Here is a 16836-nt window from a genome sequence, read left to right on the forward strand (position 1 = left end):
ATGAATCTTCTGAAGCAAGCAGATTTTTCGGATGTCATAAAATCCAAAAACATTACAATTTCTCAAAAGCAGCACATTTGCGATAAATGCGAAGATTATCTGGATAGAGTCATTAAGTTATTTTAATGCGGATGCCCTGCATAAAAACAAAAGAAGAATGATAATGACAAATTGCACACAAAAACAAAAAAATTGCTGATGCGTACCATGTAGTAGCCTGTTATGCTTGTATTTCCCCGGAAAATGTAGGCAAGTGCATCTGCAATGAGCAAAAATCCAGTGAAAAATTCAATAAAGATGAGAGTTCGCCTGCCGTTTTGCTTTAAATTTTGACCAGACCACAAAAAAATTCCCACCTGAAAGCAAAAAAATGAAAGAAAGAAAAGAGATGAGATACTGATAATTCTTGTAAAGTCAGTCATGAAAAATTCCCCTGATAAAATTATTCCATAGTATTATACCAAGGTTTAAGGAAAATTTAAATAATAAAACTGATTTGAGTTTGAATAAAACAGGGCAAATGCCGGGTTTTGAATTTCAAAACCCGGCATTCGGCCTTTTACTCAGTCTTGCATGAACCGCCTGCACAATGCGGGCAGCTTCCACCGCCACAGCCGCATGAGCAAGAAGATTTCCCGCTGAGTTTGTTTTTGATAAGCCGCACGATTACGGCCGCAACAATGGCGAGCAGAATCGTGCCGACAATAATGTTTCCCATTTATTTTCCTTTGGAAACACTGATTTATTCAATCGAGAATAAATCAGTGTTCTCTTTGAATGTTGTTAATTGTCCGTAAATCGAAGATTTACGGCAATTTGGTGGGAAGTGCGGATTAATCGCGTCAAGTGTTAATCAGCACTTTCCCACATTTACTGTGAGTTTATCTGCCTCAGTATACTTCTTGATGAAAAGCATGTAAATGATTCCAACAAGAGCGACTACTGAAAGGGCAAATCCAACGATATTCACATTTCCTGTGAAGAGTTTTCCAAACTGATTGATTATGAATGCAACGAGATATGCGAATCCACACTGATAGCCGATTGCAAACCAGAACCACTTTGTGTTGTTCATCTCGCGCTTGATTGCACCGATTGCGGCGAAACATGGAGCACACAAAAGGTTGAATACGAGGAATGAGAAGCCGGCAACGCTTGTGAAAGCCTGTGCAAGAGCCTGATAAGCCGTAACATCTCCGCTTCCGTACAAGATTCCCATTGTACCGACGATGTTTTCCTTTGCGACCAAACCTGTGATTGAAGCGACCGCTGCCTGCCAGTTACCCCAGCCCAAAGGTGCGAAAATCCAAGCGATGCAAGAACCGATTTTTGCAAGGATAGAAGAATCAAGCTGATCTTCGCTAAGCATACCGAAGCCCTCTTCTGTCCAGCCGAAGAAAGATGTGAACCAGACAACGATTGTTGAGAGCAAGATGATTGTTCCTGCCTTTTTGATGAATGACCAGCCGCGTTCCCACATTGAGCGGAGAACATTGCCACAAGTCGGCAAATGGTAAGCCGGCAATTCCATTACGAAAGGAGCCGGATTTCCAGCGAACATCTTAGTCTTTTTGAGCATTACACCAGAGATGATGATTGCGGCCATACCGATGAAGTAAGCGGATGTTGCGACCCAGGCAGCTCCACCAAAGATTGCGCCTGCAATCATCGCGATGAAAGGAACTTTTGCACCACAAGGAATGAAAGTAGTTGTCATGATTGTCATGCGGCGGTCACGCTCATTTTCGATTGTTCTGCTAGCCATGATTCCAGGAACACCACAACCAACACCAACGAGCATCGGAATGAATGATTTTCCGGAAAGTCCGAATTTTCGGAAGATTCGGTCAAGGACGAAGGCGATTCGTGCCATGTAACCACAAGCCTCAAGGAATGCAAGCATGAGGAAGAGAACGAGCATCTGAGGAACAAAGCCCAAAACTGCACCAACACCGGCAACAATACCGTCAAGGATAAGGCCGCTCAACCATTCAGAAGTTCCGAGTTTTTCAAGCAAAACACCGATAACGGCCGGAACACCAGGAACCCAAACGCCGTAGTTTGCAGGATCAGGGCCTTCTTCGCCGTACTTTTCTGCCATTGCCTTTGCTTCTTCTGCCATTTCGGCTGTGATTTCGATTGGGTCAGAAGTTTCAAGAGTCTCATCATCTACTGTGATGTATGATTTTTCGCCAGCTTCAAGTGCCTCAAGGATTGCAGGTGTATCACCGTACTCTTCCGCAGCCTCTTCATAAGCTGCGCTTCCGATTCCAAGAAGATGATAACCGTCACCAAAAAGACCGTCGTTGGCCCAGTCAGTAGCCGGAGCACCAACGCCAATCATTGCAATCCAATAAACCGCGAACATAATCACGGCAAAAATCGGCAAGCCCAGCCAGCGGTTTGTTACAATTCGGTCAATTTTATCAGATGTTGAAAGAGAGCCGGCATTTGCCTTTTTGTAGCTTGACTTGAGAATCTGTGCAATGTAGATATATCGTTCATTTGTGATGATACTTTCGGCGTCATCATCAAGCTCTTTTTCGGCAGCCTTAATGTCAGTCTCAACATGCTCAAGCGTTGTTTTTTCGATTTTGAGCATTTCAAGAACTTTATCGTCACGCTCAAAGACTTTGATTGCGTACCATCTCTGCTGCTCTTCCGGGAGATTGTGAACAACAGCTTCCTCAATGTGAGCGATTGCGTGCTCAACAGGACCAGGGAAAACATGCTGAGGAACAGTTTTTGTCTGTGCTGCGGCTTTGATTGCTTCTTCGGCCGCTTCCATAACATTTGTGCCTTTGAGGGCTGAAATTTCAATGATTTTGCATCCGAGCTGGCGACTCAATTCCTGAACATTGATTTTATCGCCTGCTTTTTTAACCAGGTCCATCATGTTAAGGGCGATTACAACCGGAATTCCAAGCTCAACAAGCTGAGTTGTGAGGTAAAGGTTTCGTTCCAGGTTTGTAGCGTCAACGATGTTGAGGATTGCATCTGGTCGCTCTCCAACGAGATAGTTTCGTGCGACAACTTCTTCGAGAGTATATGGAGAAAGAGAATAAATACCAGGAAGGTCAGTTACGACAACGCCTTCATGTTTCTTGAGTTTTCCTTCCTTTTTTTCAACAGTAACTCCAGGCCAGTTTCCGACAAACTGATTTGAGCCTGTGAGCGCATTAAAAAGCGTAGTCTTTCCCGCGTTCGGGTTTCCTGCAAGTGCAATTCGAATATTTTCTGCCATTTTTTCTAAATTCTCCTTTTTTTTACTCTACTTCAATCATTTCTGCATCGGCTTTTCGCAAAGAAAGCTCGTAACCACGAACAGTGACTTCAACAGGGTCTCCGAGCGGGGCAACTTTTCGAACGAAGATTTCAACACCCTTCGTTACGCCCATGTCCATTATTTTTCGCTTGACTGCACCTTCACCGTGCAGCTTAACGACTTTTACAGTCTCGCCGATTTTTGCTTCACGCAATGTTTTCATATTTTTATATCCTCCAATTATTTGCTGACATTTTGCTTAAACCATGATTTTTCTTGCCATGCCCTCATCAATGGCGATTCTTGACTCTTTGACTTTGACGATTATATTTCCGCCAAGTGAATTAATGATTGTGACCGTGCCGCCCACAGTAAAGCCCAATTCTTCAAGATGCCGCTTTACTTCGTCACTGCCACCGATTTTTTTGATAACCTGTTCTTCCTCTTTGCCTGCATAAACTAATGGTATCATTTCCTATCCCTTGTTACCTTATAGCAATTACTAGTAAATAATATATATTAGTCATAAATAACTTTCAATAGCTTTAACGAAGAAAAATTTTATTTAAGTAACTGAAATTTGATTTGCGTTTTTTTTCATAATATTGTACAATTTTGATAGTGGTGCTATCAAAAGATTAAATGGAGCTTAATATGAAAAATCGACGGTTCTTTTTTGTTGCGGTTATTTTTTCAATGCTTTTTTTGCTTGCTGCTTGTTCGGATTCCCATCATGAGCGAATCTCTTTGACTGAGGGGTGGGAATACAATCTTTTTGATCCCGCGCTGCATGAGAACGACTTTAAGCCCCTTGAAGATTCAATGCTTTCCAATCTCGAAAATCTTGTTACTGATAATTACGGCTATCTCTGGCTCCGTAAACGATTTTCTGTGCCGGACACTCTCAAAAATAAACTTTTAGGCTGTTATCTTGGCCGAATAACTATTGCCGATGAGACTTTTTTGAACGGAGCAAAAATTGGCGGAGAAGGGCTTTTCCCGCCGCATGAATTCAGCGCATGGAACCGTGCCAGGCTTTACACAATCCCTGCAAATTTGATTCTGGACGGTGAGAACGAGCTTGTCGTAAAAATCTGGGTGGACGGCGAAGGTTCAATTGTCTCAAATCCTTTTATCGGTGAGATTGATGATGCGACTGAAATTGCAAAGCGCGAGGCATTCTGGGCTAGCCGAATCCAGCTTGTGTTCGCATTCCTTATGTTCGTAATCGGACTTTATCATCTTCTTTTGTATGTAAAATCTCGTTCTGAAAAAGATAATTTTGCTTTCGGACTCATAAATCTTATCTCTTCAGTTTATCTTTTTGTCTTCTATTATGTTGAGTTCCCGGCCTTTACCGGCGAGCATATTTCATTCTTGTGGTTCCAGAAGATTTTTTCGAGCGGGCTTCCTTATGTCCTGCCATTCCTTGTCACGATGTACATAAACAGCTTCCTTAAAAGGCGGGATCGAAAGCCTGTTCTTTTTGCGCGCCTCGTGTTCGCTGTGGTTCCTGTGATTATCGTAATGTTCTGTCCGTCTTACCGGGTTCTTCGCCAGATGCAGCCTCTTTTGCAGGGAATGTTGATTCCGCCGATGGTTTACATTCTGATTATTCTTGTCGGAAAGGTAATCCAGAGAAAAAAAGAATCTCTCACGCTGCTGATCGGTTTTTCTCCGCTGGTTATTTCTGTCGTCCTGGACTTTTTGATTCATTCGGTGTTCAAGTTCTACAATTTCCCTTATATCTCATCAACGGGCTGGCAGCTTGTAATCATCACCCTGCTTTTCATAATGGCAAACCGTTTTGCGAATTCAAAGCTTGAGGTCGAATATCTCAACCGCAATCTTGAAAAAGAAGTCGCCGACCGCACGAAGGAGCTTTCTGAGTCAAATGCCCAGCTCTCGGTTACGAACGATGAGCTTTCTACGGCAAAAAGAAGGGCTGATCGTGACATGCAGCTTGCGGTTTATGTCCAGAGAAGCTTCTATCAGAAATTTATGCCTGATTTTTCTGACTGGGAAGTGGCATATTATTTCAATCCTATGGCCGGAGTTTCCGGGGATTTGTACGATTTCTTCTATAAACATGAGACTCTGCGCGGAGTCGGGCTTTTCGATGTGTCGGGGCACGGAATTGCTTCGGGCTTGGTAACAATGCTTGCGAAGACCGTCATTGACCGCAAATTCAACGAGGGGCTTGAAAAACCTTTGAGTCAGGTCATGGGCGAGATAAACAGGCAGATTGGAGAAGAGAAGGGCGACATTGAGAATTATCTCACGGGCGTTCTTTTGAGGCTCAACGGAAATAAGGTCGAATATCTGAGCGCGGGGCATCCAAAGGCATTCTTCCGCTCAGGACACAGTGGTAAGACCGTTCCTATTGAAGTGAAGGGGCAGGAAAACGGCGGCGGATTGATTGGAATCCCGATGCTGGAGCCTGAGTACAGCGCAATAGGATTTTCAATGAAGAGCGGTGACAGCATTCTTTTGTACACAGACTGCCTTTCAGAGTCTCGTAACAAGGAAGGAAAAGAATTTGGCTATGAAGGAATCACGCGTTCGTTCTCAAATGCAGGCGGAGCGGCGCAGTTCCAGCTTGATTCGATTCTTGCTGATTTTGAAAAATTTACGGAAGGTGTTCCTGTGAACGATGACCTTACAATCATCGTCCTCAAGAAAAAATAATTTTTGATTTTTACTGGCCGAAGTGCCGTTAGAGCACATGCTTTCTCAAAAAATCGCCCACGCCGCTGTGATTGTTGTCCAAATCAGTCACAAAGCGGGCGATTTTTTTGATTTCTGGAAGACCATTCGTCATAGCCACGCCGTAGCCGGCCATTCTGATAAGGCTCTCGTCGTTCATGCTGTCTCCGAATCCCATTGTGTTTTCGAGGCCGAAGCCGAGCTGATTTGAAAGCCATTCGACAGCCTCGCCCTTGCCACAGTTTGGAGGAAGAATTTCAAGGAAGTAAGGCTTGCTCGTAAAAATAACGGCACGCTCGCCGAATTCTTCCCGGAGAATTTTCTGCAGCTTCTGAAGCTCCTCTGGCTCTCCCGGAACGAGCATTTTTGTGAAGCCCGTTTTCAAGAATTCCTTGTAATTTTCGACAGACTGGCCTTTTAAGCCGCACAATTCGACATCAAGCTTTGTCCATTTTGTTGCTTCGGCATAATAAATCGTGTCCGGGGTGTAGACTTCTGTTTTTAAGCCCCAGCTTTCTGCGATTTCGTTTGTGCGCAATAGAATCTCCGGCTCGACTTTACGGCAGAAAATCTGCTGTCTTTTGTGCATGTCAAAAATCGAGCAGCCGTTGATTGCTATGATGAATTTTCCGGCCTCTTTTCCGGCAATTTCTAGCTGCCTTACGAAAGGAAGAATCGCGTCCTCGGCACGGCCTGAGCAAAGGACTATGTAAATGCCCTTTTCGGCACATTCACGCAGAGCCGCTACATTCCCTTCGGGTATCTGCCTGTCATCGTTAAGAAGAGTATCATCCAGATCAAAAGCGATAAGTTTTACATCAATTTTTTCCATAAAATTCCTATTTGAGAATGAATTTCTGCAGGTAACCGACAGCCCAAATTGCGATGACAATCAGTGGAAGAATATAGCTGACATAAAATTTGAGGATCCGCGGGAATTTGATTCCTGAGCCTGTGTTTGCTTCGATGCTGAACTTGTCGAATCCCCAGCCGTACTTTGAAGTACAGAAAACAAGGTAAACGAGCGAGCCAAGCGGAAGAAGGTTGTTTGATACGATGAAATCCTCGATGTCCTGAATATTGCCGATTTTTGGAACGACAAATCCGCTCCAGATATTGAATCCGAGCGCGCATGGAATTGAAAGCACGAGTATCAATATGAAGTTGATTACGACCGCTTTTTTTCGGCTGTAACCGTGCATGTCCATAGAGAAAGAAATCGTGTTCTCGAAAACTGCAATTACGGTCGTGAGGGCTGCGAAAGACATGAATACGAAGAAAACTGTGGACCAAAGCCGGCCGAGGAACATTGAGTTGAAAATATTAGGGAGAGTTACGAAAATAAGGCCCGGTCCTTGCCCTGGGTTTGCGCCGAAAGCAAAACATGCCGGGAAAATGATGAAACCTGCCATGAGAGCAACAAAAGTGTCGAGCGCGATTACATTCAATGCCTCGCCTGTGAGCGATTTTTCTTTTCCGAGGTAACTTCCGAAAATAGCGAGCGCGCCGATTCCGAGAGAGAGGGTAAAGAAAGCCTGACCCATTGCCGCAAAAATAACTTCGCCGAGACCGTTTTCAGTCATCTTTGAAAAATCAGGTTTGAGGTAGAATTCGAGGCCTTTTCCTGCTCCCGGAAGCGTAACTGCCCTTACGACGAGAATGAGCATGAGAAAGAGAAGGCTTGTCATTATGATGGTCGAAGCCCTTTCAACACCGTTTTTAAGGCCGCCCAAGCAGATTAAGAAACCGATTATGACTACGATTGTCATCCAGAAAAGCTGTTCCCCTGGATTTGCGAGCATTGCGTTGAAGATATTTCCGATTTCGCCCGGTTCAAGGGTGGTGAAAACACCTTTCGCACTTTTGTAGATGTACGCGAACATCCAGCCTGCGACAGTCGTGTAGAACATCATGAGAAGGTAGTTGCCCGCCGCCGCAAAATATCCGAAAATATGCCATTTGCTTCCGGCCGGTTCCAGCGCGTGGAAAGAACGGACTGCACTCTTACCGCTTGCACGGCCAACTGCAAATTCCATTACCATGATTGGCGAGCCAAGAATGAAAAGAAACACCAGATAAAAAAGGACGAATGCCGCTCCACCGTAACGGCCGGTGATGTAAGGAAAGCGCCAGACATTTCCAAGTCCGATAGCGCAGCCTGCCGAAGTCATGATAAATCCGATTCGTGACTTAAAATTTTCTCGATTTTCCATAGCGAAAGATTCTAGCACATTATCGGATTTTAATCATCTGCCCCAAAATAGCAGTTCCCGGCAAGCCTGCTTCTGCAAGACCTGCCCCAGAAAGCCAGCTTTTTTGGACTAAAGGAAATATGTCTTCATCTCACCCTTGCCCTTTACGGCGACTTCAACGCCTGAGCTGTAAGGGAAGCTGTCTTTTGTCTGCTCGTAGGTCGATTCCGTGACATGGATTTTCATCGGCTCACCAGTGCTTTCCATTCGGCTTGCGACATTTACCGTGTCACCCCAGATATCGTAAATGAACTTTGATTTTCCGATAACGCCCGCGACGAGGTTTCCTGTGTTGATTCCAAGACGAATCTGGATTTTGACAGAAGATTTATCGTTGAAAGCCTTTACATCATCCATGAGCCCCTGAGTGTAATGAACCATTTTTAGCGCGCCTTTGTTGTCCGCATCTTCTGAAAGGCCTGTCGCGGCCATGTATGCGTCTCCGATTGTCTTGATTTTTTCGATTCCTTCGCGTTTTGCCCGCTCGTCGAATTTTGAAATCATCTTGTTGAGCATGGTGACTACTTCCTCAGCTGTCATGCCGTCGCTCATTTTCGTGAATCCGACAATATCAGTGAACAAAACAGTGACATTCGGGAATTTTTTAGCGATTGTCTGGTTCGGATGCTCCGTAAGTTCTTTTGCGACTTCTTTTGGAAGAATGTTCAGAAGAAGGCTCTCGCTCTTTTCCTTTTCAAGCTTAAGCTCGTGGGTTCTTTCCTCGACTTTCTGCTCCAGCTCAATCTGATAGCGGCGCATCTTTCGGATTTTATGAAGGACGATGAGTGCTGCCGTTGCGATGATTATAAGAATAATCAGAACCCAGAACCACACATGCTGCCAGATATAAGGCTTTTTGATGATTATGATTGGCTCGGTAGGTGCGCTTTCGATTTCATCGCTGTTCTGTGAGATTACGGTGAATTCGTAAGTTCCAGGCTTAAGGTTTGTGTACGAGACATTTCTCAAAGTTGACCAGTCCGAATAGTCCTGCTCGAATCCGCCGAGCTTGTAGCGGAACCTCATCTGGTCTGACGAAATGAAACTGAGACCCGTGAACTTGATGCTGAGTCGTTTTGCCGAAGGCTGGAGAATGATTTTTTCTCCATTATAGTCATACTTGTTGTTGTCGATTGTGTACTGCTGAATCTCGATTTTTGGTGCAATCTGATTTTTGCCTGATTTTACAGGGTCGTAGATTGCGAAACCGTCGATGAGCGTGAACCAGATTCGTCCGAGCGAATCCTGAGTAGATACAGATGTTGATGTTACGCCGCCTGTTATGAGACCGTCAGAGTTGCCGTAGAATTTCGGCGAGACCTTGCTTTTTTTGCCAGCTGCGACATCCTGCATTTCTGAAAGATTCAGCGAGAGAACGCCCTTGTTGCTCGTCATCCAGATTGTGCGCGTGTAATCACAAATCATCTGGAAAACGCTGTCAATTCCAAGTCCGTTCCGAGAGTTAAAGTTGAAGAATGAATTTGTTTCGGCCAGATATTTTGAGATTCCTGTTCCAGTGGTAATCCAGATGTCATTGTCGATTTCAGCAATTTTGAAGATTACATTGCCCGCAAGCCCCAGATCACTCTTGAAGTGCCTGTAGATTTCCTTGTCTTTGAGGATGTAGATTCCGCCGCCGTCCGTTCCGACCCAGATGTTGCCTTCTTTGTCCTCGAAAAGTGCCATGATGAATTCGTTTTCAAATCCTGTGTCGCGGGTGATGTTCGTTATCGCGCCTGTCTTTCCGTCGATGATGCTGAGTCCTTGCGTTGTGCCTACATAATAGTCACCGGTTTTTGTTTTTATTGCGACCCTGCATTTGAGGCCTGCCAGTCCATCCCCGGTTGACCAGACTTTTATGCTGTTGTCTGGGCTAAGCCGGATTTGGCTCAAGTCAGAATATGTTGATATGAGGATTTCATTGTCGCTGGTTATTTCGAGATGCCTGACCCTTGCGCCTTTTGTGAGGTTTGTAAGGTCGTTTTCGATGAATTTATTGTCCTTGTCATAGCAGTAAAGTCCGTCATCCGCGCCAAGCCATGTTAGCCCGCGACCTTTGTCCTCGCAGATTGCGTTTATTGCGATCGGCATACTGATTGTGCGGAATTTTCCGTGGCTCATTTTTTCGATGCCGCCGCGGTTGTATGCGATCCAGATGTTGCCTTCGTGGTCCTGGAAGATTTCGTTGATATAATCGTCTGCGATTCCGTTGCGCTTGTCGTAATAAGTGTACATTCCGTTGTGGAGAATCGTGATTCCGCTGTCCGAGGCGAACCAGAAATCTCCGGCAGTGTCCTGGATGATTGAGTTTACGACAGTTCCTTCAAGATGGTCGTGCGAGATGTCAAAAACAGTTTCCTCATTTTCCTTGATTCGGACTGCGAAGTGCGGTGCTACTCCGAACCAGAATGCACCGCTTCTGTCCTGTGTGACTTCGTTTACGGAAGGATCCTTGATTTTTGTGATTCCTGTGAACCGCTCGATTTTTTTGTTTGAGTAGACGAAAAGATCATTTTCGATTGCCGTAGAGACCCAGATTCTTCCTGCTGTGTCGCAGTAAAGCTGTGAGACTTGAATGGTTTCCTGACCAAGCTCATGAAGCCCTGTTGGCTGCATGACTTTTTGAGCCGGCGTGAGGTAGCACAGACCCGATGCCGTTCCGAGCCAGATATTGCCTGAATGGTCTTCACAGATTGCTCTGACTGAATTGTGGGGAATGCCGTTCTCGGTTGTATATTTTATGATTTCTCCGCTTGGTTTTAGGCATGTTACGCCCTCGTCGTTGTGTCCGACCCAAAGGTTTCCGTTAGAGTCCTGAAAAATTGCGCGGACTGATGCGAAGTCGTATTTCGGATCTACAGTTCGCGTGAAATTTACGAATTCAATTCCGTCGAATCGGACAAGGCCGTCATAAGTTCCGATATATATGTAGCCTTTCTGGTCCTGCATGATTGCCGTAATCGTCATGCCGGGGAGTCCGTCTGCGGTAGTCCAGTTCCTTCGGACGAAATCGTTCAAAAAAGCCTGATCAACATTGCCTTTTGCCGCTGCCTGTGAAAAGACAGATGATGCAAAAGATGCTAGAATGAGTAGAGAAGAAAAAAACTTTTTCATTTTCATAATATTTAATTGTAACTTAAAATTGAAAATAAGACAAATTTTTCTTTAAAGAATATTTTGAATTTAAAATTAATAGCGAATTCTGTTATTTTTTGCAAAAAAATGTTAGGCTATCACTAAATTTTGTACTTATAATTGACTCATAAAGCAAAAAAGGAGTGCGTATGAAATACGGTTATTTTGATGATGAAGCTCGTGAGTATGTTATTACTCGCCCTGATACCCCTGCTCCCTGGGCAAATTATCTTGGCTCGCCTGAATATGGCGCGCTGATTTCTAACAATGCGGGCGGTTACAGCTTCGCAAAATCTGGTGCCAACGGCCGAATCTTGCGCTATGTTTTCAATAATTTCGACCAGCCTGGCCGCTATATTTATATCCGGGACAACGAATCAAAAGATTTCTGGTCTGCTTCATGGCAGCCTGTCGGAAAGAATGTCGATGAGTATAAGAGTGAGTGCCGACACGGAACTGCTTATACAAAAATGCTTGCTGATTATTCTGGGATTCATTCTGAGGCACTTTATTATGTTCCTCTCAATCAGTCTTATGAGGTATGGTCTCTCAAATTAAAGAACACTTCTGACAAAACAAGAAAACTTACAATCACAGGTTACGCTGAATTCACGAACAACTCGAACTACGAGCAGGATCAGGTAAACCTTCAGTATTCTCTTTTCATCGGCCGAACTTACTTTGACAAGAACCGCGTCGTTCAGCAGGTTCACGGAAACTTGGCTGATGTCGAGAAGGACAAGCCTGTTGACAACAAAATCGTAACTGAGCGTTTCTTGGGCTTGGCCGGAAGCGAAGTCTCATCATATTGTGGTGACAAAGAAGAATTCCTCGGTCTTTACCATTCTTACAAAAATCCGGTTGGAGTCGAGAACGGAGATTTGGGAAATCATCTTTCTTACAACGAAAACTCATGTGGAGCAGTTTCTTCTATTATACAGCTTGCTCCTGACGAAGAAAAATCAATCGCTTTCATCGTCGGAATAAAATACACTGACGAGGCTGGAAAAATCATCGATTCTTACAAAGATGTTGCAAAAACTTGCGAGAAAGAGCTTTCTGAGCTTAAAAAATGGTGGCACGGCAAGTTCGAGAATTTCCAGGTCAACACACCAAGCAAAGAATTCAACACGATGATTAACACTTGGAACGCTTACAACTGTTTCATGACATTCATCTGGTCTCGCGCGGCTTCATTCATCTATTGTGGTCTCAGAAACGGCTACGGCTACCGCGACACAGTTCAGGACATTCAGGGCGTAATTCACCTTGCTCCTGAGATGGCTGTCGAGAAAATCCGATTCATGCTTTCGGCTCAGGTTGATAACGGCGGCGGCTTGCCATTAGTAAAATTCACACACAACGCAGGCCACGAGGACACTCCTGATGACGCAAGCTATGTAAAAGAGACCGGACATCCGGCTTACCGTGCTGACGATGCTCTCTGGCTCTTCCCGACAATCTTCAAATATATTTCCGAGTCAGGAAACCTTGCTTTCATCGATGAGGTTATTCCTTTCGCAAACAAAGATGAAGGAACTGTATATGAGCACTTGAAGAGAGCAATCAACTTCTCTATGGAGAGGCTTGGTCCTCACGGCTTGCCGGCAGGCCTTTACGCTGACTGGAACGACTGTCTCCGCCTCGGAAAGAACGGCGAGTCTTCTTTTGTTGCTTTCCAGTATTACTATGCGATGACCGTAATCAAATATTTTGCTGAGTACAAACAAGATACTGACTACATTGCCTTTATCGAGCGCACTCAGGAAAGTTTCAAAAAACTTTTGAACAAACTTTGCTGGAACGAAGACAGATTTATCCGTGGCTTCACTGAGGCCGGTGAGACAATCGGCAAAAAAGGCGACCCAGAGGCAAATATGTGGCTCAACCCGCAGAGCTGGTCTGTCATATCCGGTTTGGCAACAAAAGAGCAGGCTGAGAAGGCTTTGGATTCAGTCCAGAAGCAGCTCAACACTGAGTACGGTGCAGTCCTCATGGATCCGCCATACCACTCACACGCATTCGAGGGCGCACTTGCCGTAATCTACAATGCTGGCGTAAAAGAGAATTCTGGAATCTTCTCTCAGTCACAGGGATGGATTATCCTTGCCGAGGCTTTGAGCGGACACGGAAATGCAGCTTTCCAGTATTTCATGGAGAATGCACCGAGCGCGCAGAACGACAAGGCTGAAATCCGAAAACTTGAGCCATATTGCTACGGTCAGTTCACGGAAGGAAAGGCAAGCCCGCACTTCGGTCGCTCTCATGTCCACTGGCTTACAGGAACTGCTTCAACCGTAATGGTTGGCTGTGTCGAAGGAATTTTGGGTATGCGCCCGGATTTCGGAGGCTTGAGAATCGCACCGTCTGTTCCATCAGACTGGAAAAACTTCTCGATTGAAAAGACTTTCCGGGGCAAAAAACTCAAGATTACAGTGGAGAACCCGAACGGAAAAGAAAGCGGATTCTCTGAGTTCTATGTGAACGGCGAGAAACTCAGCGACAATTACATTCCAGAAAGCAAACTCACTGCTGTAACGGAAGTTCGCCTGGTAATGTAGAAATATCTGCTTTTAATTTTTTCCCTGCCTGCAATTGATAGGCGGGGATTTTTTTAGTTTCTTTTCCTTGCAAGATTTCTTTTTTGACTGTATAATGTTTCTATAAATAATAACATACATCTTTGCTTTGGAGAAAGAAATGTCCGAAAAAATTCCTTACAAAATCTATCTTGATGAAAATGAACTTCCAACTGAATGGTATAATGTCCGCGCCGACATGAAGAACAAGCCGGCTCCTCTTTTGAATCCTGCTACCGGAAAGCCATGCACCGCCGAAGAGCTTTCACATGTTTTCTGTGACGAGCTTGTAAAACAGGAGCTTGATGATACAACCGCAAATATTCCGATTCCTGCAGAAATCCGTGAATTCTACAAAATGTACCGCCCGGCTCCTCTTGTCCGTGCATACTGCCTTGAGAAAAAACTCGGCACACCGGCTAAAATCTACTATAAATTTGAAGGAAACAACACGAGCGGAAGCCACAAGCTCAATTCAGCAATCGCACAAGCTTACTATGCCAAAAAACAGGGACTCAAAGGCGTTACGACTGAGACTGGCGCAGGTCAGTGGGGAACAGCACTCTCAATGGCCTGCTCATACTTTGACTTGGACTGTCAGGTTTACATGGTAAAGGTCAGCTACGAGCAGAAGCCTTTCCGCCGAGAAGTAATCCGCACTTACGGAGCAAAAATCACGCCGTCTCCAAGTGAGACAACTGAAGTCGGCCGTAAGATTCTTGCTGAATTCCCTGGAACCGGCGGAAGTTTGGGTTGTGCAATTTCTGAGGCGGTAGAGGCTGCCACAAAGCAGGAAGGATACCGCTATGTTCTCGGAAGCGTTCTCAATCAGGTTTTGCTCCACCAGACAGTAATCGGTTTGGAAACAATGACCGCAATGGACAAATACGGAATCAAGCCGGACGTAATCATCGGCTGTGCAGGCGGCGGCTCAAACTTGGGAGGATTGATTTCTCCTTTCATGGGCCGGAAATTGCGCGGCGAGGCCGATTATCAGTTTATCGCGGTAGAGCCAGCAAGCTGTCCTTCACTCACACGCGGCTCTTATGTCTATGACTTCTGCGACACAGGTCATGTTTGTCCTCTTGCAAAAATGTACACTCTCGGAAGTGAATTCATGCCGTCACCGAACCATGCCGGTGGCTTGCGCTATCATGGTATGAGCAGTATTCTTTCTCAGCTTTACGATGACAAGCTCATTGAAGCGCGCTCCGTTGAGCAGACTGCTGTTTTTGAGGCTGCACAGGCATTTGCCCGCGTTGAGGGAATCTTGCCGGCTCCAGAATCAAGCCATGCAATCAAAGTTGCGATTGATGAGGCTCTCAAATGCAAGGAAACTGGTGAAGAAAAGACAATTCTTTTCGGTCTCACAGGAACAGGCTACTTCGATATGTACGCTTACAAAGCTTTCAATGATGGAACTATGAGCGATTACATTCCGACAGATGAGGAGATTGCGAAGTCACTCGCAAAAACGCCGAAAATCTAGGGAAGTAGATTTTGATGAATGGGGCAGAAATGCCCCTTTTTTTTATAGATTCCCCTTATCGAGGCGTTCGCTTCCGCGGAAAAATCACAGATTTCTCCGAGACTAACTAAAATCACGCCTCGCGTGATTTTCCCCTATCGGGTCGTTCGCTTCCGCGGAAAAATCACAGATTTTTCCGAGACTCACTAAAATCACGCCTCGCGTGATTTTCCCCTATCGGGTCGTTCGCTTCCGCGGAAAAATCACAGATTTTTCCGAGACTCACTAAAATCACGCCTTGCGTAATTTTCCCCTATCGGGTCGTTCGCTACCAAGTAGAATCCCTATCGGTCTTAGGGTTTCGATGTTTTCGCAGAAGATTTTTATGATTACCATTAGCGGGACGGCTAGGATTAGGCCTAAAAATCCCCAGAGCCAGCCCCAGAGGGACAAGCTTACGAGAATCACGAACGGAGAGATTCCAAGATTTTCTCCTTCGATTCGTGGCTCGACCACATTTCCTAGGAAGACATTCATAACGAGCACTGAGACTGCGATAAAAATCACCGGGAATGGTGAAGGGTAGCACTGCAAAAATGCGAATGTCGTCGTGATTGCCCATGAGATTATTGAGCCGAAAGTCGGAACGAAATTGAGGACAAAGGCAAGAAAAGCCCAGACGAGCGGAAAGTCAACCCTCGCAATAAGACAGAAAATAAAGACGAAAATTCCTGTCAAAAGAGAAATGAAGAATTTGATTGATATGTAATGCGTGGTGTCGCGCGCGATTCTGTTCATTATGTCATGGATTTTCGAGCTGCTGTGATTTGAGAAAGCCGAATAAATCTTGATTTTTGTAAACTTCATTTCAAGAAGAAGAAAAACCGAGAGAAGAAGAACAAGGAACGAGCTTTTCATGAACGAGATAAGAAAAGTCGTGAAATTGACCGCGAAATTTTTTAGAAGCGGAAGGACATTCAGCTGAGTGCTGATATTTTCAAGGAAAGTCTGGTCGTTGTTGAAATCAAAGAAGAATCCCAGTAGCCCGGAATCAGAATTCGCCGAAAAACTTTCCTGAATGTTTCGATAAATCGTCTGGAACCTTTCTTCGTAGCGCGGGTATGAATTGATGATTGACATGATGCTCGAAGAAAGGATGTTACCGATTCCGACGAAAATGGTGACAAACACACCGTAAACAATGATAATTCCCAAAAGCCAGGGAAGCTTGTACTTTGTATTGAGCCTTTTGATGAACGGATAAAAAACCGCCGCCAAAAGAACTGCCAGAACAACAGGTTTGAGAAAACTTTCCAGCACCTTGAGCATCGTTCCTGCCAGGATAACGCTCATAAAGATGAGAAGATAAAAGATTCCTCGTAAAAGCCTGTTTTCTGGATTAAGCATGTTTGATACCAATTATGCCCTGCA

Annotated in this window: 11 protein-coding genes; 3 read left to right on the top strand and 8 right to left on the bottom strand. The window is 44.9% G+C overall.

From position 1 onward, the window contains the following. Nucleotides 1–559 precede the first annotated feature (559 nt). From IJJ71_RS08925 to IJJ71_RS08940, 4 genes are all read right to left on the bottom strand, one after another. Nucleotides 560–718 (bottom strand): FeoB-associated Cys-rich membrane protein, encoded by a 159-nt coding sequence (locus tag IJJ71_RS08925; protein ID WP_296846482.1) that lies wholly within the window; start codon nt 716–718, stop codon nt 560–562. A gap of 135 nt (nt 719–853) precedes the next feature. Then, nucleotides 854–3244, bottom strand: a complete 2391-nt coding sequence (gene feoB, locus IJJ71_RS08930) for a ferrous iron transport protein B (RefSeq protein WP_296846483.1) — start codon at nt 3242–3244, stop codon at nt 854–856. Between the two features lie 22 nt (nt 3245–3266). Further along, a complete protein-coding gene (locus IJJ71_RS08935; protein WP_296846484.1) occupies nt 3267–3488 on the bottom strand; it encodes a FeoA family protein in 222 nt (73 codons plus the stop codon). A 36-nt stretch (nt 3489–3524) separates the two neighbouring features. Beyond that, nucleotides 3525–3737 (bottom strand): FeoA family protein, encoded by a 213-nt coding sequence (locus IJJ71_RS08940; protein WP_296846485.1) that lies wholly within the window; start codon nt 3735–3737, stop codon nt 3525–3527. Nucleotides 3738–3919: 182 nt separating this feature from the next. On the opposite strand from IJJ71_RS08940, the gene IJJ71_RS08945 reads away from it, so the two are divergent. Continuing rightward, a complete protein-coding gene (locus tag IJJ71_RS08945) occupies nt 3920–5953 on the top strand; it encodes a PP2C family protein-serine/threonine phosphatase (RefSeq protein ID WP_296846486.1) in 2034 nt (677 codons plus the stop codon). A gap of 28 nt (nt 5954–5981) precedes the next feature. Here IJJ71_RS08945 and IJJ71_RS08950 read toward each other — a convergent pair whose 3' ends face one another. The 3 genes from IJJ71_RS08950 to IJJ71_RS08960 form a co-directional block, all read right to left on the bottom strand. Then, the gene (locus IJJ71_RS08950; RefSeq protein WP_296846487.1) at nt 5982–6803 is read right to left on the bottom strand and encodes a Cof-type HAD-IIB family hydrolase; all 822 of its coding nucleotides are present in this window, start codon (nt 6801–6803) and stop codon (nt 5982–5984) included. Nucleotides 6804–6810: 7 nt separating this feature from the next. Then, entirely contained in the window at nt 6811–8184 is a 1374-nt protein-coding gene (locus IJJ71_RS08955) for a sodium-dependent transporter (protein ID WP_296846488.1), read from the bottom strand. 108 nt (nt 8185–8292) lie between these two features. After that, nucleotides 8293–11337 (bottom strand): ligand-binding sensor domain-containing protein, encoded by a 3045-nt coding sequence (locus tag IJJ71_RS08960; RefSeq protein ID WP_296846489.1) that lies wholly within the window; start codon nt 11335–11337, stop codon nt 8293–8295. Nucleotides 11338–11507: 170 nt separating this feature from the next. Here IJJ71_RS08960 and IJJ71_RS08965 point away from each other — a divergent pair, with 170 nt between their 5' ends. Together IJJ71_RS08965 and IJJ71_RS08970 are read left to right on the top strand one after the other, a co-directional pair. Further along, on the top strand, nt 11508–13919 hold the full coding sequence (locus tag IJJ71_RS08965) for a glycoside hydrolase family 94 protein (protein ID WP_296846490.1): 2412 nt from the start codon (nt 11508–11510) through the stop codon (nt 13917–13919). Between the two features lie 139 nt (nt 13920–14058). Further along, the gene (locus IJJ71_RS08970; RefSeq protein WP_296846491.1) at nt 14059–15426 is read left to right on the top strand and encodes a TrpB-like pyridoxal phosphate-dependent enzyme; all 1368 of its coding nucleotides are present in this window, start codon (nt 14059–14061) and stop codon (nt 15424–15426) included. A 270-nt stretch (nt 15427–15696) separates the two neighbouring features. Here the strand turns inward: IJJ71_RS08970 and IJJ71_RS08975 are convergent, their stop codons facing one another. Further along, nucleotides 15697–16812, bottom strand: coding sequence for an AI-2E family transporter (locus IJJ71_RS08975; RefSeq protein ID WP_296846492.1), 1116 nt, complete (start codon nt 16810–16812; stop codon nt 15697–15699). Between the last annotated feature and the right edge of the window lie 24 nt (nt 16813–16836).

Source organism: Treponema sp. (assembly GCF_017430385.1).
In the GTDB taxonomy this organism is placed as follows: domain Bacteria; phylum Spirochaetota; class Spirochaetia; order Treponematales; family Treponemataceae; genus Treponema_D.